This is a genomic window from Mesorhizobium sp. P2_C4, from assembly GCF_056404575.1.
In genome coordinates this window covers 85,814-107,350 of sequence record NZ_JBFUDT010000011.1, presented here as the reverse complement: position 1 = coordinate 107,350, position 21,537 = coordinate 85,814, and the positions used below count along the sequence as shown (strand labels likewise).

The 21,537-nt window shown below is 64.3% G+C and carries 17 protein-coding genes and 1 pseudogene; 13 read left to right on the top strand and 5 right to left on the bottom strand.

Annotated elements, in window-relative coordinates:
• Positions 1–6 precede the first annotated feature (6 nt).
• Genes AC1DX6_RS28910 through AC1DX6_RS28900 form a run of 3 tightly spaced genes read left to right on the top strand, consistent with a single transcriptional unit; the run spans position 7 to position 3,455 of the window.
• Positions 7–1,524 (top strand): ATP-binding cassette domain-containing protein, encoded by a 1,518-nt coding sequence (locus tag AC1DX6_RS28910; protein WP_477319717.1) that lies wholly within the window; start codon positions 7–9, stop codon positions 1,522–1,524.
• 1 nt (position 1,525) lies between these two features.
• Complete coding sequence (locus AC1DX6_RS28905; protein ID WP_477319715.1) at positions 1,526–2,506, top strand: ABC transporter permease; 981 nt, start codon at positions 1,526–1,528, stop codon at positions 2,504–2,506.
• Position 2,507: 1 nt separating this feature from the next.
• Positions 2,508–3,455, top strand: a complete 948-nt coding sequence (locus tag AC1DX6_RS28900) for an ABC transporter permease (protein WP_477319713.1) — start codon at positions 2,508–2,510, stop codon at positions 3,453–3,455.
• A 122-nt stretch (positions 3,456–3,577) separates the two neighbouring features.
• Here AC1DX6_RS28900 and AC1DX6_RS28895 read toward each other — a convergent pair whose 3' ends face one another.
• Entirely contained in the window at positions 3,578–4,180 is a 603-nt protein-coding gene (locus AC1DX6_RS28895) for a TetR/AcrR family transcriptional regulator (RefSeq protein WP_477319711.1), read from the bottom strand.
• A 269-nt stretch (positions 4,181–4,449) separates the two neighbouring features.
• Positions 4,450–4,590 carry a hypothetical protein gene (locus tag AC1DX6_RS28890; protein WP_477319709.1) on the bottom strand — a complete coding sequence of 47 codons (141 nt, stop codon included), beginning with the start codon at positions 4,588–4,590 and terminating at the stop codon, positions 4,450–4,452.
• Positions 4,591–4,972: 382 nt separating this feature from the next.
• Between AC1DX6_RS28890 and AC1DX6_RS28885 the strand changes: the two genes are divergently transcribed.
• From AC1DX6_RS28885 to AC1DX6_RS28860, 6 genes are all read left to right on the top strand, one after another.
• Positions 4,973–7,048, top strand: coding sequence for a 3-hydroxyacyl-CoA dehydrogenase NAD-binding domain-containing protein (locus AC1DX6_RS28885; RefSeq protein ID WP_477319707.1), 2,076 nt, complete (start codon positions 4,973–4,975; stop codon positions 7,046–7,048).
• A 34-nt stretch (positions 7,049–7,082) separates the two neighbouring features.
• A complete protein-coding gene (locus tag AC1DX6_RS28880) occupies positions 7,083–7,400 on the top strand; it encodes a hypothetical protein (protein ID WP_477319705.1) in 318 nt (105 codons plus the stop codon).
• A 115-nt stretch (positions 7,401–7,515) separates the two neighbouring features.
• Positions 7,516–8,535, top strand: coding sequence for a BMP family protein (locus tag AC1DX6_RS28875; RefSeq protein WP_477319703.1), 1,020 nt, complete (start codon positions 7,516–7,518; stop codon positions 8,533–8,535).
• Positions 8,536–8,745: 210 nt separating this feature from the next.
• Positions 8,746–10,245: an ABC transporter ATP-binding protein gene (locus AC1DX6_RS28870; RefSeq protein WP_477319803.1), complete on the top strand. Its 1,500-nt coding sequence runs from the start codon at positions 8,746–8,748 to the stop codon at positions 10,243–10,245.
• Positions 10,245–11,300, top strand: a complete 1,056-nt coding sequence (locus AC1DX6_RS28865) for an ABC transporter permease (RefSeq protein WP_477319701.1) — start codon at positions 10,245–10,247, stop codon at positions 11,298–11,300. Before AC1DX6_RS28870 ends, AC1DX6_RS28865 begins: the two co-directional genes overlap by 1 nt.
• Positions 11,297–12,241, top strand: a complete 945-nt coding sequence (locus AC1DX6_RS28860; protein ID WP_477319699.1) for an ABC transporter permease — start codon at positions 11,297–11,299, stop codon at positions 12,239–12,241. Before AC1DX6_RS28865 ends, AC1DX6_RS28860 begins: the two co-directional genes overlap by 4 nt.
• Positions 12,242–12,439: 198 nt before the next feature.
• Here the strand turns inward: AC1DX6_RS28860 and AC1DX6_RS28855 are convergent.
• Positions 12,440–13,207: pseudogene (locus AC1DX6_RS28855) on the bottom strand (SDR family NAD(P)-dependent oxidoreductase).
• A gap of 290 nt (positions 13,208–13,497) precedes the next feature.
• On the opposite strand from AC1DX6_RS28855, the gene AC1DX6_RS28850 reads away from it, so the two are divergent.
• Both AC1DX6_RS28850 and AC1DX6_RS28845 read left to right on the top strand, forming a co-directional pair.
• Complete coding sequence (locus AC1DX6_RS28850) at positions 13,498–13,653, top strand: hypothetical protein (RefSeq protein ID WP_477248798.1); 156 nt, start codon at positions 13,498–13,500, stop codon at positions 13,651–13,653.
• A gap of 125 nt (positions 13,654–13,778) precedes the next feature.
• Complete coding sequence (locus AC1DX6_RS28845) at positions 13,779–14,723, top strand: LLM class flavin-dependent oxidoreductase (protein WP_477319697.1); 945 nt, start codon at positions 13,779–13,781, stop codon at positions 14,721–14,723.
• A gap of 229 nt (positions 14,724–14,952) precedes the next feature.
• On the opposite strand, the gene AC1DX6_RS28840 is transcribed toward AC1DX6_RS28845, so the two are convergent.
• Complete coding sequence (locus tag AC1DX6_RS28840; RefSeq protein ID WP_477319695.1) at positions 14,953–15,630, bottom strand: cysteine hydrolase family protein; 678 nt, start codon at positions 15,628–15,630, stop codon at positions 14,953–14,955.
• A gap of 206 nt (positions 15,631–15,836) precedes the next feature.
• Here AC1DX6_RS28840 and AC1DX6_RS28835 point away from each other — a divergent pair, with 206 nt between their 5' ends.
• Entirely contained in the window at positions 15,837–16,736 is a 900-nt protein-coding gene (locus tag AC1DX6_RS28835) for a GNAT family protein (RefSeq protein ID WP_477319693.1), read from the top strand.
• Positions 16,737–16,788: 52 nt separating this feature from the next.
• A complete protein-coding gene (locus AC1DX6_RS28830) occupies positions 16,789–18,000 on the top strand; it encodes a hypothetical protein (protein ID WP_477319691.1) in 1,212 nt (403 codons plus the stop codon).
• 40 nt (positions 18,001–18,040) lie between these two features.
• On the opposite strand, the gene AC1DX6_RS28825 is transcribed toward AC1DX6_RS28830, so the two are convergent.
• The gene (locus AC1DX6_RS28825; protein ID WP_477319689.1) at positions 18,041–21,466 is read right to left on the bottom strand and encodes an acyl-[ACP]--phospholipid O-acyltransferase; all 3,426 of its coding nucleotides are present in this window, start codon (positions 21,464–21,466) and stop codon (positions 18,041–18,043) included.
• Positions 21,467–21,537 lie beyond the last annotated feature (71 nt).

Genomic DNA, 21,537 nt, shown 5'->3' with positions numbered 1-21,537 from the left:
TTGAGCATGCCTGAGGCCAACGCAGACACCGCCAGACTGGACGGCGCCGAAAAACATCTCGGCGCCGCCAAATTGGACATAGTCAGACTGAACGGGGCCGAAAAACATTTCGGCGCCGTTCGGGCGCTTAACGGCGTCGACTTCCACGTTGTATCAGGCGAGTGCGTCGGCCTGGTCGGCCACAATGGCGCGGGTAAATCGACGCTGATGCATATGGTGGCGGGCACAATGGTGCCCGACAGCGGCCAGATCGCCGTGCGCGGCGGCATCGAGGACCATTATTCGGTGCCGCGCGCGCAAAAGCTCGGCATACGCTGCGTGTTCCAGGAATTGTCGCTGTGCCCCAACCTCAGCATCGCCGAAAACACCCGCATCAACCACCCGTCGCTGCGCGGTTTTAGCTGGCGGCGCAAGGCGGCCGATCTTATCGCCGCCAAGCTCGACGAGATTTTTCCGGGCCACAGCATATCGGCAGCCGACATTGCCGGCGACCTGTCCATCGGCCGGCGCCAGATGGTCGAAGTGGCGCGCGCCTTCACGGTGACGCAGGACCCGCTCGAACTGGTCATCCTCGATGAGCCGACATCCTCGCTCGACGCGCATACGGCCGGCCAGTTGCTGGCCTTCGTGCGCCGCTTCGTCGCCGGTGGCGGCAGCTGCATCCTGATCTCGCATGTGCTGGGCGAGGTGCTGAACAATGCCGACCGCATCGTGGTGATGCGCGACGGCAAGGTTGTCGCCGCCGATGCGGCCAAGGCTTTCGATCGCGAAAAGCTGGTGACGGCGATGGGTGGCGCGGAAGCGCGCGAGAAGATCGTGGCCGAGGTGGCGGCCAAATCAGCGGCCGGCCCGCTGCGGGTTCGAGCCCGCCCGGCACGGCAGGAGGACGGCAAGGAACTCGTCGCGCATGCGGGCGAGATCATCGGCCTGGCCGGGCTTGCCGGCCATGGACAGACGGATCTGCTGTTGGCGATCTTCGCCGCTGCTCAGCGCGCCAGGACCGGCATCGAGGTGACCGCGCCGGTGGCGCTGGTGGCTGGCGACCGCCAGTCGGACGGAATCTTTCCGCAATGGTCGATATCGGAGAACATCGGCATCCGCTCGCTGGCGCGCTTGCGCACCGGTCTGTTGATCTCGCCGCAGCGGGAAGCGGAACTGGGCGCATTCTGGCAAAAGAAGATCGGCATCCGCACGCCGGACATGAACAACAACATTTTTTCACTGTCCGGCGGCAATCAGCAGAAAGCCCTGTTCGCGCGGGCGCTCGGCTCGGACGCCAAGATCGTGCTGATGGATGATCCGATGCGCGGCGTCGATATCGGCACCAAGCTCGAAGTCTATGACCTCGTGCGCGAAGAGGCGCGCCTCGGCCGCACCTTCCTCTGGTACACCACCGAAACCGAAGAGCTCGACAATTGCGACCACATCTATGTCTTCAAGAACGGCCGCATCGTCGCCAATCTTCGGCGCGACGAGTTGACGGAGGAAAAGATCATCCAGTCCTCGTTCGGCGACGCGGCCTGAGATGACAATGGCTTCCGTCGCGACCGCCCCGAAAGGCTCTTCCGAACGCGGCGCGCTGGCGCGGGCCAGGCTGCTGCGCGGCCTGCTGCCGGCGCTGTCGCTGGTGCTGGTGCTGCTGGCCATCGCCTGGCTCAACCCGCGCGCCATCAGCTATTTCGGCTTCAGCCTGATGCTCAATCTGGCGATCCCGATCGCGCTGGCGACGATCGCGCAGATGTTCGTCATCGCAGGCAATGAGCTCGATCTGTCGATCGGCACCTTTGTCGGTTTCGTCGGCTGTGTCACCGCGACATGGCTGAAGGATGCGCCGCTCACCGGCGTCGTCATCCTGCTCGGCTCGATCGGTGTCTATGCGCTGCTCGGGGCGCTGATCCATCTGCGCAATCTGCCGTCGATCGTGGTGACGCTGGGCATGAGCTTTGTCTGGCAAGGGCTTGCCATTCTCGTCTTGCCAAAACCCGGCGGCAAGGCGCCGGACTGGCTGCTGTCGCTGATGGCCTTCAAGCCGCCCTTCATTCCGTTCCCGATCATTGCCGCGCTGCTGATTGCGGCGGTCGTCCATTTCGGCCTGATGCGCACCTCCTATGGCGTCATCCTGCGTGGCTCCGGGGGCAATCCTGCGGCGCTTGGGCGCGCCGGCTGGTCGCTGCTCAAAACCAAGATCGTGCTGTTTGCGCTGACCGGCCTGTTCGGCGTGCTCTCCGGCATGGCGCTGATCGGTATCACCACCTCGGCCGATGCCAATATCGGCAATGGTTACACGCTGCTGTCGATCGCCGGCGTCATCCTCGGCGGCGGCGAATTCGTCGGCGGCCGGGTGTCGCCGATAGGCGCCGTGCTCGGCGCGCTGACATTGGCGCTCGCCGCCTCGCCGCTTCTCACCTTCATGCACATTCCACCCGACTGGCAGGTGGCCGCCAACGGCGCCATCCTCATCATCGTGCTGGCGGCCCGGGTGCTGATCAGCCGCAAGGAGAGGTGAGATGGCCTCGCTGCGGACAATGCTCGCCAAACCCTGGATCTGGTCGTTTCTCGGCGCGGTTCTGGTGTGGCTGGCAACCATCGCCTTCACCGGCGGCTATGGCGGCGGCGGCATGATCACCGCGGCCTTGTCGCTCGCCGTCTTCACCGTCATCGTCGGCGTCGGCCAGATGTTCGTCATCACGCTCGGACCTGGCAATGTCGACCTGTCGCTGCCGGCCAATATCGGTCTGGCCAGCGCGGTCGCTATGAAAGTCATGGACGGTAACGACTCCATGATCGCGGTCGGGCTGCTGGCAGCGCTCGCCTGCGGCATGGCCATCGGCGCCGCCAACTATCTGTTGATCTGGGCGCTACGCATTCCGCCGATCATTGCCACCTTGTCGGCAAGCTTCATCATCCAGTCGATCGACATCAGCTATGGGCGCGGGCTGCAGATCAAGCCGCCGCCGGGCTTCGCCGATTTCGCCAACTGGCAGATTCTTGGCATTCCGGTGCTGGCGATCCTCACCGTGCTGTTCACCATCGGTGCTGCCATCGCGCTGCAACGCATGATCTACGGTCGCTCGGTGCTGGCGATCGGCCAGAACATCCGTGCTGCATGGCTGGCCGGCGTCAATGTCGGCCGCATCCGCTTCCTCACCTACACGCTGTCGGGCGCGCTGGGCGGCATCGACGGAGCGCTGCTGGCCGGCTATTTCCGTGGCGCCAATGTCGATATCGGCAACGAGTATCTCCTGGCCTCTATCGCCGTCGTCGTCATCGGCGGCACCTCGGTGGCCGGCGGCAAGGCCAATGTGCCAGGCGTCTGGGGCGCAGCGCTGTTCCTGGTGCTGCTGTTGACCATGCTCAACACATTTGGCGTCAGCGCCGGCGTTCGGCTGTTGCTGACCGGGCTGATCATCGTTGGCGTCATCACGGTGGCGGGCGGGCAGAAGGCAGTGCGGTAGAGCCTGTTCCATCCCGATGGAATCGGGATGGCGCTCTATCTTTTTGCTTGAGCATGATTTCTCCGAAAACCAGGTTCCACTTTTCGGGATCATGCTCTGGCCGATCACCTGCGTCAGCCTTCTCATGACTCCAGATGCCTGTTCAGCATCAGCCGCAACTCATCCAGCACCTCGTCGCGCAGGCGCTCCTCGCCGACCAGCGTCAGAGGTATGCGCATAAGCTGTGGTACGATCACCGCCAGGCGCTCCGCCTGCTCCGCCGGCAAGGGCGGATAGGCTTGCGCAAACAAGGCGGCGATCTGCTCCCGGCGGCGGGCGCGCACCGCACGCCGCCACTGATCGTCGCCGGGCAGATCGAGCAGCGCCGAATAGACCGGATGCGTGGCCATGAACGTGCCCAGCAACGCGAACAACTGGTCGGCGATTGTCGCCGCGTGCATCGCCTCGGTTTGCTCGCGCAGGCCATCGAGCTCGGCCGACAGCTCTTCCGCCGTGGCGACCAGGATCGCCTGCGCCATGGCCTGCTTGGTCGGGAAGAACAGGTAGAGCGTGCCGATTGCCGCCCCCGCCCTGGCAGCGATCTCGGTCATCGTCGTGGCCTCGAAACCCTTTTCGACGAACAGCTCCGCGGCTGCCGCCATCAGGGCCGCGACGCGATCGTGGCCTCTTTTTTGCTGCGGCGCGCGCGGCTGCGGCAGTGTTGTGCTTGCCTTTTCAGAGGTCATCCTCATACTTCCAAAAGTGAGACCATCCTCATATATACGTGAGAGTATCCTCATACATATGTGAGGTCAGCCTCATATGACGCAGACCACCCTCATATCTAGCACGGCGGCTATCATGCCAGCGTTGCCGGACATTACCACGATGATCACCACCATGCAGGACCGTCCGCAACAACACGGATGGAAGGTTCTGAGCAACCACGCTGGCCGCCGCCAACAAAGGCCCGATCCTTTTGATCAGCCTGCCGGCTGCGTTCCGCGGCATGGGCTCAGGTGCTCGACCCTGGAAAAATCAACAATCTGGCGTGGGCGCCGTCGGCTACATCATCGCCGCCGCCGTGCTGGTCGTCGCATTCGGCCGTCTCGGCGACCAGTTCGGCCGGGCCGAAATGTACAATCTTGGTACTCAATCGAGGAGACGCTGCTCTGGTCGGCGATCTTGATGCTCGGCGCAGCGCCGATCTCCGGCTGTTTCTGGGATCGTTTCGAAGGCGTTTCGTTTTCTGTTGGCGGCATGGTGGCGGGTGCCGCGAGCTTCGTGGCGCTGCTGGCCCTGCCAGCCCCTGCTTCTCCTACACGGCCGTTGCCGGGCTTCTGTTCCTCCACGGCCTCGGCTGCGGCCTCTTCGTGACGCGGCGGGCGCAGCGCCGACGCGCAATTGCCTGGCAGCCTAGGCAGCAAGTCGACGGTAGGCTCACGGCCAAGCATTGGGCCAGAGGCGGATCGGGTTTCCATTTGCGGCACGGCCTAGTAAACCCATCCGCGATCGCAGCCGGTCTCGGGAGGTTCCGCGTGTCCAATTCTGTCAACGTCGCAAACGAGAACGGCGTTGCCATCGTCACCATCGACAATCCGCCGGTCAATGCGCTGAGCTTCCATGTCCGCGAGCCGTTGATGCAGGCCCTGGTTTCGCTGCGCGACGATCCATCGGTCGCGGCCATCGTCATCGCCTGCGCCGGGCGTACCTTCGTTGCCGGCGCCGACATCACCGAGTTTGGCAAGCCGCTGCAGCAGCCAGAGCTGCGCGCCATCGTGGCGACGCTGGAGACCATTGCCAAGCCGACGGTTGCCGCCGTCCATGGCACCGCGCTCGGCGGCGGGCTGGAACTGGCGCTCGGCTGTCATTTCCGCGTCGCCGATGTCCAGGCTAGGCTCGGCCTGCCTGAAGTGAAGCTCGGGCTGCTGCCGGGTGGCGGCGGCACGGTGCGGCTGCCGCGCCTCGTCGGTGCGCTAAAGGCGCTCGGCATGATCGTTTCTGGAACGCCGATCGGCGCGGGCGATGCGCTGGTCTCGGGCCTGGTCGATGCGCTCTTCGACCGCGACCTTGTCGCGCAAGCTGTTCGTTTCGCCGGCGAAATGGTTGCCGAGGGCAGGCCGTTCATACCGGTGCGCGAGCGCGACGAGCGGCTCCAGGAAGTCGATCTCCCGGCCTTCGACAAGCAAGCGGCGGAGCTGGCGAAAAAGGTGCGCGGCCTCGAAGCGCCGGTCGCCTGCGCGCAAGCGGTCCGCAACGCCATCTCGCTGCCGTTCGAGGAAGCGCTGGCGGCGGAGCGGGCGCTGTTCCTAAAACTCGTCGCCGGCGACCAATCGCGTGCCCAGCGGCACCTGTTCTTCGCCGAACGTGAGGCAGCAAAGGGCCCCGGCAAGGACGTCGCAAGGCGCCAGATAGAACGCGTTGGTGTCATCGGCGCCGGCACGATGGGCGGCGGCATCGCCATGGCGTTTGCCAATGGCGGTTATCCCGTGACCTTGCTGGAAACCAGCGGCGAAGCACTGCAGCGCGGGCTGGCGACGATCGAGAAAAACTATTCCGTTTCGGTCACGCGTGGTTCGTTGTCGGAAGACGCCAAGAGCGAGCGGCTCGGCCTGTTCAAGGGGTCCACCGACTACGGCGACCTCGCCGATTGCGACCTTATCGTCGAGGCGGTGTTCGAGGACATGGCGGTCAAACACGAGGTGTTCGCAAAAGTCGACGCAGTGGCCAGGTCCGGCGCGATCCTGGCCACCAACACTTCCTATCTCGACGTCAACGCCATCGCCGCCGCGACGTCGCGGCCGCAGGATGTCGTCGGCCTGCATTTCTTTTCGCCGGCCAATGTCATGAGGCTGCTGGAGATCGTGCGGGCCGAGAAGACCGCGCCGGACGCACTGGCGACGGTCGTCGAGTTGGCGCGGCGCATCGGCAAGGTGCCGGTCGTCGTTGGCGTCTGCCACGGTTTTGTCGGCAACCGCATGCTGGCCGCGCGGGGTTCGGAATCAGAGGCGCTGCTGCTTGAGGGCGCAACGCCCAGCCAGATCGACAAGGCATTCACCGATTTCGGCTGGCCGATGGGGCCTTTCCAGATGGGTGACCTCGCCGGGCTCGACATCGGTTGGCGCAACCGCAAGGCGCGCGGCCTGACGGCAGTGATTGCCGACACGCTGTGCGAACAGGGGCGTTTTGGCCAGAAGACCGGCAGCGGCTTCTATCGCTACGAGAACGGCTCGCGCACGCCTGCTCCCAATCCGGAGGTCGAAGCGCTGATCCGCGACAAGGCGGCGGAAAAAAGCATCGCGCCGCGCACCATCGGCACCGAGGAGATCATCGAGCGCACGCTCTATCCGCTGGTCAACGAGGGCGCGAAGATCCTCGAGGAGAAGATCGCCGCCCGCGCCTCCGACATCGATATCGTCTGGGTCAATGGCTACGGCTTTCCCGTGGGCAAGGGCGGACCGATGTTCTGGGCCGGGCTCGAAGGGGCGAGCAAGATCATCGAGCAGTTGGACTACTGGCATGAGCGGACCGGCAAGGATGTGTTCAAAGTAGCGCCGCTGCTCAGGCAGATGGCTGAAACCGGTTCGTGGGAAGACACTGCCGCCGGACAGTGATGGCGGTCGTGCGGTGATCGTGTAGGGGGAACGCGTGAAAATGAATCACCCTTTGAAGCTTTCCTACTTGCGAGACATCGGGTTTGCTGAGTGGGATCCAATAGGTTTGCTGGCAAAAGGCGAGGTTTGGAACCACAAGCCCTTTGCAGATGAGTATGATTCGTATCTCCTTGAAGCGGCTGGACGGCTCCAAAGAGACTGGGTGTTGGAAGATGCTGTGAATTTTCTCATGGAGATCGAACGCGATCATATGGGATTGGGTCAGAGGGCAACCTCTCGTGCGCGTGCGGAGGCCACAGCGAAAGCGATCAGCGCCTATCTGGGCAGTGTTGGCGGGCAGGTTTCAGACTGACTCAGTGCGTCAAATTTGACCATGTGGACAAAAGTCAAGCGTCGTTCCATAGTTCCCCGTCTACATTCCTGAGAACAGCCGGCTCGACACGGCTGTCAGCCAGAGGGGCACTTCCATGAAAGACGACAACAGCAAGATTCAAGGGCTTTCGCGACGCAACGTGCTGGAACTGGGCGCTCTCGGACTGGCGGCCGCCATGCTGCCGGGCAGCGCCTTCGCCAAGGACAAGAAGCTCAAGGTGGCGGCGATCTTTGCCACGCCGATCGAGGAGCCATGGGACAACCAGATCCATGTCGCCTTGCAGAAGGCCGAGAAGGAACTCGGCATCGAGTACAAATGGTCGGAAAAGGTGCAGACCGCCGATTTCAGCCGCGTGATGCGCGAATATGCGCAAGGCGGCTATCAGCTGGTGCTGGGCGATGCCTTCGCCGCCGAGCGTGAATCGCGCAAGACGGCCAAGCAGTTCCCGAAGACCGCCTTTCTGTTCGGCTCAGGCGCCGGGCCGGCGGAGCCTAATTTCGGCGTCTTCGACAACTGGATCCACGAGCCGGCCTATCTCTCCGGGTTGATCGCCGGCAAGATGTCGAAGTCGGGTACGGTCGGCGCCGTCGCGGCGATGGGCATTCCGGAAGTGAACCGGCTGGTCAACGCCTTCTTTGCCGGCGCCAAGGAGGTCAATCCGAACATCAAGAAGAAGGTCGCCTTCATCGGTTCGTTCTTCGATCCGCCGAAGGCCAAGGAAGCGGCGATCGCCCAGATCGATGCCGGTGCAGACGTCATCTATGCCGAGCGCTTCGGCGTCATCGAAGCGGCGGCGGAAAAGAAGATCCTGGCCATCTCCAACATGTCGGACCAGGCGAGCCTCGGCCCCGACACGGTGATCACCGGGCCGGTCTGGGACATGTACCCGACCGTCGAACAGGCGATCAAGCTGGTCAAGGCCGGCGTCTTCACCGCGCAGGACTATGGCGATTTCTCGCGCATGGCCAAGGGCGGTTCGTTCCTGGCGCCGTACCACAAGTTCGACAAGACGCTGCCGGCGGAGGTCAAGGACCTGGTCGAGAAGAAGAAGGCCGAGATTCTGGAAGGCAATTTCCGGGTGGATGTCGACGAGAACACGCCGGTCTCGGATTGATCTTTCACCCTCCCCCTTGTGGGGAGGGTCGATCCGCGAAGCGGAGCGGGGTGGGGGTCTCGTAGGGCGCACCCCCACCCCGTCTCACGATCTTCGCTTCGCTGCGATCGTAAGCCGACCCTCCCCACAAGGGGGAGGGTGAGGAGCCGCTCCAAACGCCACCCTCAAAACGGGAAAAGCCCCTTGCCGACGCCCGCCCCTCTCATAGAAATGCGCGGCATCTCCAAAAACTTCGGCGCCGTCAAGGCGAACGAGGCCGTCGATCTGAGCGTCGCGCCCGGCGAAATCCTCGGGCTGCTCGGCGAAAACGGCGCCGGCAAGACCACCTTGATGAACGTGCTGTTCGGCGCTTATGCGCCGGATGCCGGCGAGATTCTGATCCAGGGCAAGCCGGTGCGGATCACCAGTTCTGCCGATGCGCTGGCCGCCGGCATCGGCATGGTGCATCAGCATTTTCACCTGGCACCAAGGCTTACGGTTCTGGAGAACCTGCTTATCGGCATCCCAGGCAAATCCGGCCGCATCGACCGCGCCGGCGGGCTGGCGCGGCTGGCCGAGATCGGCCGCCAGCATGGGCTGACGCTCGATCCCGACCTTCCGGTCTCGTCACTCTCGGTCGGCGAGCAGCAGCGGCTCGAAATCGTCAAGGCGCTGTTTCGCGGCGCCAGGCTCCTGATCCTCGATGAGCCGACGGCGGTGCTGGCGCCGACCGAGGTCGACGGGCTGTTTTCGGCGTTGCGCTCGATGGCGGCGCAAGGGCTCGGCATCATCTTTATTTCGCACAAGCTCAACGAAGTCAGGGCGCTGACGCATCGCTGCGTCGTGCTGCGGCATGGCCGCGTCGCCGGCCGCGTCGACGACCCGGCCAACACGACATCCTCCGAGATGGCGCAGCTGATGTGCGGCCACGAAATCGTGCCGCCGGCGCGGGGACCGTCGACCCCCGGAGCAGCGGTCCTGACGCTGGACGGGATATCGACATCGCACCATTCGGGCATGGCGCTGCGCGATGTGTCGCTCTCGGTCCGCGCCGGCGAGATTCTCGGCATTGCCGGTGTCTCCGGCAATGGCCAGCGGACGCTGGCCGAGGTGATTTCCGGCGTACGTGTGCCAGATGCTGGCCAGATGACGATAGCCGGCAAACAAGTGTCGCGGTTTTCGCCTCGCGAGTTGCAGGCGCTTGGTCTCGGCCGCATTCCGGAAGACCGCATGACGACCGGGCTGGTCACCAATCTGCCGCTCGCCGACTCCATGGTTTTGCCGCGCATCGGCACGGCGGCGTTCAGCAGCCGAGGCCTGCTCAAGCCGGATGCGATCCGAGCCTTCGCCGAAGAACAGATCAAGGCCTACGACATACGCTGCCCCGGACCGATGACGCGCGCCGGGGCGCTGTCCGGCGGCAATCTGCAAAAGGCGCTTCTGGCGCGCGAGCTTGCGTTCGATCCGAAGGTGCTGATCGTCTCCCAGCCAACCCGTGGCCTCGACATCGGTGCGGCCCGTTTCATCCATGAAAAATTCCTCGATATGCGCGCCAAGGGTTGTGGCCTCATCGTCATCGGCGAGGATCTCGAAGAATTGCTGGTGCTCTGCGATCGCATCGCGGTGATGTATGAGGGCCGCATCGCCGGCACGCTCGACAGCACTGACGCCACGATCGCACGGCTCGGCCTGCTGATGACCGGGGCCGGAAAGGCGGAGGCGGTGGCCTGATGTTCCGTCTCGAAGCCCGCACCTCGACGCCCACCTGGTTCAATCTGGCGCTGCCTCTGCTGGCCATCGGGGCGACGCTCATCCTGTGCAGTGGCCTCATCGCGCTGGCCGGCGCCGGCGTTCTCGAAGCCTATGGCGTGATGTTTACGGCTTCGTTCGGTGACAGCTATGCCATCACCGAAACGCTGGTGCGCGCAGCACCTATGGTCTTCACCGGGCTCGCGGTCGCCGTCGCCTTCCGGGCGAAATTCTGGAACATCGGCGCCGAGGGCCAGTTGCTCGCCGGCGCGGTCGCCAGCTGCTTTGTCGGCGCCATCCCCATGCCAGGGCCGCTCGCCATGCTTTTGATGGCGCTGGCGGGTGCGGCGGCCGGGGCTGCGGTGGCGCTGGTGCCGGCGACGCTGCGGGTGAAGTTCAAGGTCGATGACGTCGTCTCCTCGCTGCTGCTCAACTCGGTCATCTATTACGCCCTGATGGCGCTCATCGAAGGGCCATGGAAGGATACGTTCAGCGGCTATCCGATCTCGCCGCCGATCGAGGATTCGGCCAATTTCCCGGTGCTGCTCGAAGGCACAAGGCTGCATCTCGGCGTCCTCGTGGCGCTGCTCGCCGCACCGATCATCTGGTTCCTGATCGTGCGCACCACACTCGGCTTCAAGATCAGGGTCACCGGCGAAAATCCGGAAGCGGCGCGCTATGGCGGCATCCATGTCGAGCGGGTGCTGATCTCGACGGCGTTGCTCTCCGGCGCGCTGGCGGGGCTCGCCGGCGTCGGCGAGGTCGGCGGCGTGCATTTCCAGGTGATGAGCGACATTTCGCCGGGCTACGGCTATTCCGGCATCGTCGTTGCCATGCTGGCGCGGCTCAACCCGCTCGGCGTGGTGCCGGCGGCGATCTTCCTTGCCGCCGTGATGACCGGCGCCGAGGCGATGTCGCGGGCGACCGGCGTCCCGGCCTTCCTCAGCGATGTCATCCAGGGCACCGCGCTGCTTGCCATGCTGGTGGCACTGCTGTTCACCGCCTATCGCATCCGCAGCGTCGGAGCTGCCAAATGAGCGCGGTGTTCGAACAGATCTTTCAGGTCGGGTTTCTCGCCGCCATCATCCGCATCGCCACGCCGCTGGCTTTTGCCACGCTGGGCGAGATGTTCTCCGAGCGGGCCGGCGTGCTCAATCTCGGCATCGAAGGCATCATGCTTTTGTCGGCGATGACCGGCTTCACCGCGACCAGCCTCAGCGGCAGCCTGTGGCTGGGCGTGCTGGTGGCGGTGCTGACCGGCATGCTGATGGGCGCGCTGCATGCGCTGTTCACGGTGGCGCTGGGCCTCAGCCAGCATGTCTGCGGCATCGGCGTGACACTGTTTTCGTCGGGCCTTGCCTATTTCCTCTACCGGCTGATTTTTGGCCAGCAATCGGTGCCGCCGAATATCAAGGGATTCGCCACGCTGCCGATTCCGTTTCTCTCCGACATTCCGGTGCTCGGGCCGGCCATCTTCAACCAGTTTTCGCTGGTCTACATGGCGATGCTGGCCATCCCCTTGGCGGCTTTCGTGCTCTACAGCACGCCATGGGGCCTGTCGGTGCGCATGGTCGGCGAAAATCCGCGCGCCGCCGATTCGGCCGGCGTCAGCGTCATTGCCACGCGCTTCCAGGCGGTCATCCTCGGCGGCGCCCTGATGGGCTTGGCCGGCGCGTTTCTGACGATGGCGCAGTTCAACGCCTTCACCTTCGGCGTCGTCTCTGGGCGCGGCTGGGTAGCGATCGCGCTGGTCGTCTTCGGCCGCTGGGACCCGTGGCGCTCGGCCGGGGCGGCGCTGCTGTTCGCCTTCGTCGATGCCTTGCAATTGCGCATGCAGGCCAGCGGGCTCGGCCACATCCCCTACGAGGCGTTCCTGATGCTGCCCTTCATCTTCACCATCGTCGCCATGGCAGTGATGTCGCGCAATGCGGTGGCGCCTTCGGCATTGCTGAAGCCGTTTCGGCGGGAAGAGCGGTAGCAAGGGTAGCAAGGCTTGGGTTCCTCGCCCCCACGAAGGTGGGGGAGAGGTGTCTCGGCGAAGCCGAGACGGAGAGGGGGAATGGCTCGACCTCGTCGTGGTCCCGTGAAAACTCCAGCGTCGCAGCCCCTCCCCGTCCGCTTCGCGGCCACCTCTCCCCCGCTTCACGGGGGCGAGGAACCTAGATTCTGGAAAGCCTCACATCGCCGTAAAGCCATTATCCACGAACAGATGCGCGCCATTGACGAAGCTGGCCTCGTCGCTGGCGAGATACAGCGCCGCCTTCGCCACCTCTTCCGGCTCGCCGATACGGCCTTGCTGGGCGGCCATCGCCGCGTCGGAGACGTCGACGCCGAGTTTGCTGAGATCGGCAACCTCGCGCAGGCCGTGCGGGGTGCGGATGAAGCCTGGGCAGACGGCGTTGCAACGGATGTTGCGGTCGCGGAACTCGACGGCGATGGCGCGCGCGAACATGTGGCAGGCGCCCTTGGTGGTGTCGTAGAGCACCTCCATCGGCGTCGCCGCCACCGCTGAGATCGACGAGGTGCAGACGATCGATCCGCCGCCGGCCGCTATCATGCCGGGCAGCACGGCGCGCGTCATCAGGAACATCGAGCGCACATTGACGGCATGCAGCCAGTCCCATTCCTGAACCGTCGTCTCCAGGAACGGCTTTATGACGATGGTGCCAGCATGGTTGAACAGCACGGTGACCGGCCCGAACTATTCGCTCGCCCCTTTGACCGCCGCCTGAACCTGCGCTTCGTCGGAGACGTCGGCGACAAAATGCTCGGCGACATGGCCGCGCGCACGGATCGCTGCCGCGGTGGCGGCGGCCGCTTCGCCGTTGCGGTCGATGATCGCCACCTTGGCGCCTTCGGCGGCGAAGAGTTCCGAGGCCGCCCCGCCCATTCCCGTCGCGCCGCCCGATACGATGGCGACCTTGCCGGCCAGTCTTCCGCTCATTTTCAGCTCCCCTTGTCCTATCTGGTGATTTTTCGTCCGGGCAGCGATGCTATCCCTCATGTCCCTGACGGCCAATGCATGAATGTGGTGCAGAGGAGCGCGGCCATAGGGCCATTCATGCACACCGGGCATGTCGTCGCCCGAAGCCGTTCGATCGCCCGGACGCCTCACCCAGCAAACGACGACCAATTTCTTGCCCGGTTGGAGAAAATCGTTCCAGCAATGGCCAAAAAATAGCAATCGACAAAGTCTACTGATTTTATAGATTAACCGCCGAGACGGAGGTCGGTATGTCCTATATCCAGAACGCCCAGACTGATCGCAGCGGCCAAAGGCTGGCCAATGCCCAGACTTTTCGCCCGGCCTATGCGGGCGCCTTCGCCTATCTCGTCTTTGCCCTCGCGTTTGTGTTCACCGGGGCAGTGGTCCTGGGTCTTATTCCCTGAGTGACTCTTCTCCTGGGTGACTGGGGGTAGCGGCCTACCGCTTTCAGGCAACCGGAGTTGAATGAACCCTAATCGCGGTGCGCTTTCGCGCGCCCGCTGATTGCAACGTGATGGAGGAGATGGCGATGCCGATCGAGTTCACGCATGTTCCCGGTAAAACGCACCCCGCCGGTTCGGCCGTGCCCTTTTTCTACGATTTTCTGGAGACGGCGACAAAACTGTCGCTGATCGAGGATGCCGGCTTCCAGAAGATCGTCGTCGACGACCAGGCCGGTCTGCTTACCAATATGGACATTGCCGCCCAGGCGCTGGACCGCACCTCGTCGCTGGAGGTGGTGCTGACGCATTGGGCCGGCGTGATCGAGCCGACGGTGGCGGCGCGGCAGTTAGCGGCGCTCGACGCCAAGAGCGGCGGGCGGCTGTCGCTGAGGATGCTGAGCGAGCCGCTCAACGACGACGATGCCGAGACGCGTCCGGTTGGCCATACGGTGGTCTGGCAGCGCATCGACGAATATCTGGTGCTGCTGAAGCGGCTGTGGTCGAACGACCGACCCTTCGACCATGAAGGCGCCTTCTACAGCGTCAAGGGCGGCTACGTGCCGCGCAAGGGCCCGCATGGCGCCGATGTCACCATCCGCATGGGCGGCCAGTCCGGAACCGCGCTCAAGGTCGCCGGGCGGCATGCCGATGTCTTCGAACTGACGCCTGATACGCTCGACGAGATCCGCCAGCTGATGGCGCGCGTGCGCAGCGCCGCCGCCGAACACGGCCGGGCCAGCAAGGTGCGTTTTGCGCTTCCCGTTCGCATCCGTTCGGAAGGCAACGCCACCGGCCACAAGGCGGTCGAGGTTTTCGGGCCGCCAGCGCAGATCGCGCTGTCGCTGCTGCCCTATGCGGCCCTCGGCATCCACGAATTCATGATCGTCGGTGTCGACAGGCCGCGCGAGATTGCGGCCGCCGGCCGCGAGACGATCGCGCTGCTGCGCAATTCGCTGGCACGTCGCGAAGCTGAGGTCGGCCAACCCGGGGCGTTTGTATCACGAGCCGGCTCGGACATTCACGCAGGGTAGTTGCGTACCGGAACTGACGCCTGCTGCGAATCGCGATCTTGAAACGCTGGCGGGACAGCACCCCCCTCTGTCCTGCCGGACATCTCCCCCTCAAGGGGGGAGATTGGGTGCATCACTGCTTTCGCCAATCATCAACGTTGCAGTAGTGGCGACGCCATTCAAGCTGCCGATCTCCCCCCTTGAGGGGGAGATGGCCGGCAGGCCAGAGGGGGGTGCTGTCCCTCCGGGGTCAATAACTTGCCTTGCCGCCCATTTGCGACAAGGCGGCGATGACGGCGTCTGAATCGGTCAGCGCGCCGAAGACGCCGTTCTCAACCGTGACCATGTGCAGCGCTGCCTCATGGGCCTTGCGGTCGCCGCTGGCGCAGGCGTCCGAAATGGTCAGGCACTGGAAATTCCGGTCGCAGGCCTCGCGCAACGTCGTGTGCACGCAGACATCGGTCGTGCATCCCGAAAACATGAGATGCGTGATGCCTTGCGCCCGCAGAACCAGCTCCAGGTCCGTGTAGGTGAAAGCGCCGTTGCAGGTCTTGTCGACGATGATGTCTTCCGCCGCGACGTCGATCTCCGGCACGATCTGGAAGCCCGGGCCTGAACGCAGCAGGATTTCGGTGCCTTCGAGCCCGGCCCGCTGGCGGCGCCATTTTTCGTAGGGCGTCATGTCGGCCATGTCGCCACGATAGCCTTGCCTGGTGTGGATGATCCTGAGACCCGCCGCACGCGCCGCTGCGATCAGCCGGCTCACCACAGGCAAGATCGCCCGCAATGGCGTCGGGTCATATCCCTGTTTGGCGAAGTAACCCGTCGTCGACAGGAAATCCTCCTGCAGGTCGATGACGATCAACGCGGTGTTTTCGGCGATCAGCCGGCCGTCATAGGGAAAGTCGAAAGGGGTCGCCTTGATCATCTGCCGCTCACCTCATTCCGGATAGGGCCATCGTGGCCGGGGATGTCGCCGCCGTCCATCCTGGCAGGCCGGCCGAAACCTGCCATTTGCAGGGTTTACCCCGCCTTAGGCCGATGCCGTCATCATGCGCGTTCGGTCCACGGGGACAACAAGACTTGCTGGGTGCGGTTCTGCAGATGCTGCCGGGTCGGTTCATGGATGTGCGCATGCGCGCATCCGACGACTACGATACGCGCGTCGTCGAGCGGCCCGGACGCTGGATGCAGCCGGCCGAGCTGGAGCAGCTGACGCAGGATTTGCGGCTGGTCGCGTCGAAAACGCTGGGGGATGGCAGCCTGACCTACGGTGTGTTTTCCGGCGACCGCAGCCGGCTGGAACATGCCATCATCACCGTCGTCTACCGGCGCGGCGACGGGCGGCCGATCGCCTTCAATGCGCTGGCGCCGATGGAGATATCGCTGGCCGGCAAGCCCTATGAGGTCTTGCATCTCGGACTGGTCATGGTCGATCCGGAGGAGCGCAGCCGCGGCCTGAGCTGGATTCTTTACGGCCTGACCTGCTTCCTGATGTTCCTGCGCAACCAGTTCAGGCCGGTCTGGATCTCCAACGTGACGCAGGTTCCGGCCGTGGTCGGGATGGTGGCGGAGGCCTTTGCCAACGTGTTTCCCGATCCTCATTCCGGGGCGCGGCGGTCGCTAACCCATGTCCTTCTGGCGCGGCAGATCATGGCGCGTCATCGTCATGTCTTCGGCGTCGGCGCGGATGCCGGTTTCGACGAGGAACGCTTTGTCATCACCAATGCCTATACCGGCGGATCGGATGATCTGAAAAAGTCCTTCGACGACGCGGCCAAGCATCGGGTCGAAACTTACAACGACTTCTGCCGGAACGAGCTCGATTACGGGCGCGGCGACGATGTGCTGCAGATCGGCCAGATGAATTTCCAGGCGGCGCGCATTTATCTCGCCGACGCCGTGCCGCGCGGCTCGCTTGCGGCGCTTGCGGTTGCGGGCACGGCGGCCACTTTGCAGCGGCTCATCCTGCCCGTGGTTCACTGGGCCGACAGCAGCCGGCAATGGGATGTGTTGCGACCATGGACACGCTAGCGGCTTTCTTCATAGGGCGCCGGTTCATGCGGAAGCTGACGGAAAATGGCGCATGACCTTTGACAACACATTTGTCGCCGACACCATCACCTCGCTGGCTGCCCTGGCCGGGCTGTTGATCGTCATCGCGGTCGTCGGCGGGCGGGATGCCAGCGATCCGCTGTCGCGGCGTTTTCTGTTCGGCCTGCGGGTGCTGGCGGTGCTGCTGGCCTGCCGGATCCTCGACTGGATCACTGGCTTCGGCGTCTTCCGGCTGGTCACCATCGTGGCGGCAGGCCTATTGCCGCTGGCAGCGCTGCTGCTGACCGAGGGCCTACTGCGCCGGCACGCTCCCTTCTTCCTCAAGGTTCTCGCCGCCGGCGGTGCCGTGGCCTTTCTGCTGCTGGCGATGATCCCGGAACGCTTTGCCGAGCCATGGCGAATGGCGGCGCTTCTGTTTTTTCAGTTCGGCGGCTTTTTGGCGATTGGCTGGCTGGTGGTGATGCGCGACCGCGACAGCCTATCGGCTGCCGAAAACCGCACGGTCGAGCGCATGGCGCTGTCGCTGCTGCTCATCCTTCCGTTCATGATCACCGATTATCGGCCCGGCCTGTTCGAAGTGCCGGTGCGGCTTGGCGGCATCGCCATCCTGTTCCTGTGCTGGCTGACGATCGGCTTGGGACGGTCGAGCCTCGGCCATCGCGACACGATCGGGGCTTTCGCTGTTATCGCACTGAGTTCTGTCTTTGCCGGCCTGGCTCTGGGCGGCATCGATCACATCGGCTGGCGGGGCAGTGTTCAGGGTGTGGTGATCGTGCTGTCCGCGACGCTGCTCGCCGTCATCTACAATGACAGCGTCAGCCTGGCCGCCGAAAAGCGCCGCGACTCGCTGCTGCGGCACATGGCCGAGGGCGATTTGACGGATTCTGCCCGTTTCCTGCGCGGCCTGCAGAACCATAGCCTTGTCGATGGCGCCTTGATCCTGCCGGCGGCCGAGCTTGGCGATTTCGATCTGAACGTTTTGACCCGGGCGCTGGAATTGGCCCCGGTGCGCTCGCTCGCCGATGTGCAGCCGGATGCGCTTGTCGACCAGGACATCCGTGAACAGCTGGCCTGGCTGTTCGAGAAATACGAAGCGACCCATGTGCTGCTGGCGACGCTCAATCCATTGACCGTGGTCGCGCTCAACATGCCGGCGCTGGCGTCGTCACCGGGCGTGGAAATGGAACTGCGTGCCGTCCAGCGCATGGCCATGCTGATCGCGCAACGCGAAGCGATGACGTAGACGGGCCAGCGCATTTTCGCCGGCCCGTTCTGTATCAGGATCAAGCGGCCTTGATCTTCATGTCTTCTTCTGCGCGCACCATCTTGGTCACGCCGGCGAAGTCGAGCTTGCCGGAGCCGAGCACCGGCACTTTCGCGACGACGCGCACTTCGGCCGGCACCATCAGGTCCATGGCGCCGTTGGCCTTGGCGAAGGCCAGGAATTGCGCGCGCGTGGCGTCGACGGCTTCGGTGATGAGGATCAGTTTCTCGCCCTTGCGGGCATCGGGCACGCTGGCGACCGCCGACAGCGAGCCTTTCCACAACTCACCGGCCAAGGCCTCGACAGCCGCCAGCGAGATCATCTCGCCGCCGATCTTGGCGAAGCGCTTGGCGCGGCCGCGAATGGTGATGAAGCCGGCTTCGTCGACGGTGACGACGTCGCCGGTGTCATGCCAGCCGTCTTCGAGCAGCTCGATCACGCCAGGCTTCTCGGCCCGGAGATAGCCGGCCATGACATTGGGGCCGCGCACGAACAGGCGGCCGCCATCGTCGACGCCCGGCACCGGGTCGAGGCGGTATTCCATGCCGGGCATGATCTTGCCGACGGTTCCGGAGCGGTTGTACATCGGCGTGTTGATCGAGATCACCGGCGCCGTCTCGGTGACGCCGTAGCCCTCGAGGATGCGCACGCCGAACTTCTCCATATAGGTCATGCGCGTCGCTGCCTTGACCGGTTCTGCGCCGGCAAAACAATAGCGTATCGAGCGGAAGTCGTATGGGTGCGCGGTGCGCGCATAGCCGGAGAGGAACGTGTCAGTGCCGAAGATGATGGTCGCGTTCGAGGCGTAGATCAGTTCCGGCACGATCCGGTAGTGCAGCGGCGAGGGGTAGAAATAGACCGGGACGCCCGCGACCAGCGGCAGCACGGTGCCCGCCGTCATGCCGAAGGAATGGAAGATCGGCAGCACGTTGAACACCTTGTCGCCCGAATGGAAGTCGATGCGCGACGCCGCCTGGGCGGCGTTGGCCAGGATGTTGCGGTGGGTCAGCACCACGCCCTTGGGCGTGCCTTCGGAACCCGAGGTGAACAGGATCACCGCCGGATCGTCGGGCAAGCGCTTGGCGCGCGGCGTCGACTTGCGCAGCAGGCCGAGCAGCTTTTCCCTGAGGCTGATGGTCTTGCGCAAATCGTCGAGCCAGACGATGTCCACCGCGCGGCCCATTTCCTCGACCACGGCGCCGAGCTTTGCCTGTTCGACAAACGCGCGCGACGTGAGCACCGTCTTCACCTCGGCGGCTTTGCAGGCGGACAGGATGTTGGCGGCACCGGCGGTGAAGTTGATCATCGCCGGCACCTTGCCGGAAGACATGACGCCGAGCAGCGTCGCGCAGGAGCCGTTGGCGTTGGGCAGCATGATGCCGAGCGTCTGCTGGTCGGCATAGAGATTCTGGAATTTCTCGCCGAGCACGGCGGCAGCGGTCAAAAGCTTGCCGTAACTCAGCGAACCGGTGACCGGGTCCTGCACGGCGAGCTCTCTCATGCCGCGCTCGTTCGCGGTCTGGATGATCTTTTCCAGCACGGTCTTGTCGATGTCCTGGGTGCGGAAGACGAGATCCGACATGACCTGGTAGAGGGCGGAGCCCGCGGCGGCGCGGCGCTTGCGGCCCTTCAACTCCGGCGCAACCTCGAGCTTGACCGGTTCGAGGATGGTCACCTTGACCTTCGGGAACAGGCGGTGGCGCACGTGCTGCGCCGACAGCCGCGAAAAATAGCTCTTCTCCAGCCCGTCGATGCGCACCGGCACCACCATCGAGCCGGTCTTGTCGGCGACCATGGCGGCACCATCATAGACCTTCATCAGGCCGCCGGTGACGGTGATGCGTCCCTCCGGGAAGATCACCAGCGGGTCGCCGCCCTGCACGATCTTGATCAGCGTGCGGGTCGACATCGGCTTGGCCGGGTTGAGCGGCAAAGCGCGGGCGAGTTTCATGAACGGCTTCATCCACCAGGCCTGGGCGATGGTGTAGTCGATGGCGAAGACCGGCTCTTCATCGGTCAGCGTCAAGGCCAGCGGACCGTCGAGGAAGCTGACATGGTTGAGCGCCAGGATCGGCGCCTTGCCGGCCGCCTTGAGGTTCTCCATGCCTTCGACCTCGAGGCGCAGGAAGGCGCGGAACAGGATGGAGACGAAATCGCGGAAGGCGTTGGTCGGCAGGAATTTCAGCATCAGCCAGGCGGCAATGGCGTTGGCAGCGGCGAGGCCGAACAGGATGCCACCGGTGGAGACCTTCGTCTGGATCACGGCGACAACAATGCCGCCGACGGTCATGAAGCCGGCATTGACGATGCTCACCGCGGCGACCACGCGGGCGCGGCGGGCTTCGGGCGACCAGGCTTGCACGGCGGCGAAGGTCGGCACCACGAGGAAGGCACTGGCGATAGCCATGCCGGCAAGGTCGATGGCAACGCGGATCGTGTTCGGGCCGGCGAAGAATGCGCCAAGGGTTTCGACGCTTGGTGAAGGCGGCATGCTCCAGATGGTCCAAGCGAGGTGCAGGCCGAACAGCGCCAGCAGCGCCGTGCCGACCGGTGCCGGCAACAGCACGATGCGGCCCTGCGACATCCAGGCGGCGATGGCCGAGCCGATGGCGATGGAGACGGCGAACACGGCGAGATAGACGGTGACGGCCATTTCGTTGCCGCCGAGCGAATCCTTGATCATCGTCGGCAGGATCGAAAGCACGATGGCGCCGATCAGCCAGAACCACGACGTCATCAGGCCGGCGCGCCAGATCCGCGTGTCGGTACGCAATTCCGAGACCTGACGCCAGGTCGAGCGGAAGATGTTCTTGTCGATGACGAGGTCGGGCGCCGCCGAACCGGTGGACGGAATGTAGCGGCTGACGAACCAGCAGGCGACGGCCAAGGCCATCATGATCGGTCCGAACACCGTGACGCCGATGCCATCGGCGGAAACGACGCCACCGGCGATGGTGCCGCCGAGGATGGCGGCAAACGTCGCGGATTCGATCCAGGCGTTGGCCTTGGGCAGTTCCTTGCGCTCGAGATGATCGGGCAGGATGCCGTATTTGATCGGCCCGAACAGCGCCGAGATGATGCCGAACATCAGCAGCGCCACCATCAGCACGGGAATAGACGACAGCGCGATGCCGACGACGGAGACTCCCGCCGCGGCGATCTCGGCGAATTTCAGACGCTTGGCGATGAGGGCTTTGTCGAAGCGGTCGGCGATCTCGCCGCCCAGCGCCGACAGAAGCAGGAAGGGGGCCATGAAGACGGCGCCTGCCAGGGTGACCAGGGACGCCGCCTTGTCCGCCGCCAGCGTGAACAGAATTAGGAACACCAGCGTGTTCTTGAGGAAATTGTCGTTGAAGGCGGACAGGAACTGCGTCCAGAAGAGCGGCGCAAAGCGCCTAGATGTCATCAGATGAGCTGTCGGACGATTGATCGGGGCGATTTCCATAGCGGCGACTTCCATTGGGCAAGACCGGTGCAATCCCTGGGGATCGATCAGCGGTCTTGCGTGGTTTGGGT

Excerpts from the sequence above, each read along its gene's own strand:
- AC1DX6_RS28910 (WP_477319717.1), top strand. The coding sequence starts at position 7 with ATGCCTGAGGCCAACGCAGACACCGCCAGACTGGACGGCGCCGAAAAA.
- AC1DX6_RS28905 (WP_477319715.1), top strand. The coding sequence starts at position 1,526 with ATGACAATGGCTTCCGTCGCGACCGCCCCGAAAGGCTCTTCCGAACGC.
- AC1DX6_RS28900 (WP_477319713.1), top strand. The coding sequence starts at position 2,508 with ATGGCCTCGCTGCGGACAATGCTCGCCAAACCCTGGATCTGGTCGTTT.
- AC1DX6_RS28895 (WP_477319711.1), bottom strand. The coding sequence starts at position 4,180 with ATGACCTCTGAAAAGGCAAGCACAACACTGCCGCAGCCGCGCGCGCCG.
- AC1DX6_RS28875 (WP_477319703.1), top strand. The coding sequence starts at position 7,516 with ATGAAAGACGACAACAGCAAGATTCAAGGGCTTTCGCGACGCAACGTG.
- AC1DX6_RS28870 (WP_477319803.1), top strand. The coding sequence starts at position 8,746 with ATGCGCGGCATCTCCAAAAACTTCGGCGCCGTCAAGGCGAACGAGGCC.
- AC1DX6_RS28865 (WP_477319701.1), top strand. The coding sequence starts at position 10,245 with ATGTTCCGTCTCGAAGCCCGCACCTCGACGCCCACCTGGTTCAATCTG.
- AC1DX6_RS28860 (WP_477319699.1), top strand. The coding sequence starts at position 11,297 with ATGAGCGCGGTGTTCGAACAGATCTTTCAGGTCGGGTTTCTCGCCGCC.
- AC1DX6_RS28850 (WP_477248798.1), top strand. The coding sequence starts at position 13,498 with ATGTCCTATATCCAGAACGCCCAGACTGATCGCAGCGGCCAAAGGCTG.
- AC1DX6_RS28845 (WP_477319697.1), top strand. The coding sequence starts at position 13,779 with ATGCCGATCGAGTTCACGCATGTTCCCGGTAAAACGCACCCCGCCGGT.
- AC1DX6_RS28840 (WP_477319695.1), bottom strand. The coding sequence starts at position 15,630 with ATGATCAAGGCGACCCCTTTCGACTTTCCCTATGACGGCCGGCTGATC.
- AC1DX6_RS28835 (WP_477319693.1), top strand. The coding sequence starts at position 15,837 with ATGCGCGCATCCGACGACTACGATACGCGCGTCGTCGAGCGGCCCGGA.
- AC1DX6_RS28830 (WP_477319691.1), top strand. The coding sequence starts at position 16,789 with ATGACCTTTGACAACACATTTGTCGCCGACACCATCACCTCGCTGGCT.
- AC1DX6_RS28825 (WP_477319689.1), bottom strand. The coding sequence starts at position 21,466 with ATGGAAATCGCCCCGATCAATCGTCCGACAGCTCATCTGATGACATCT.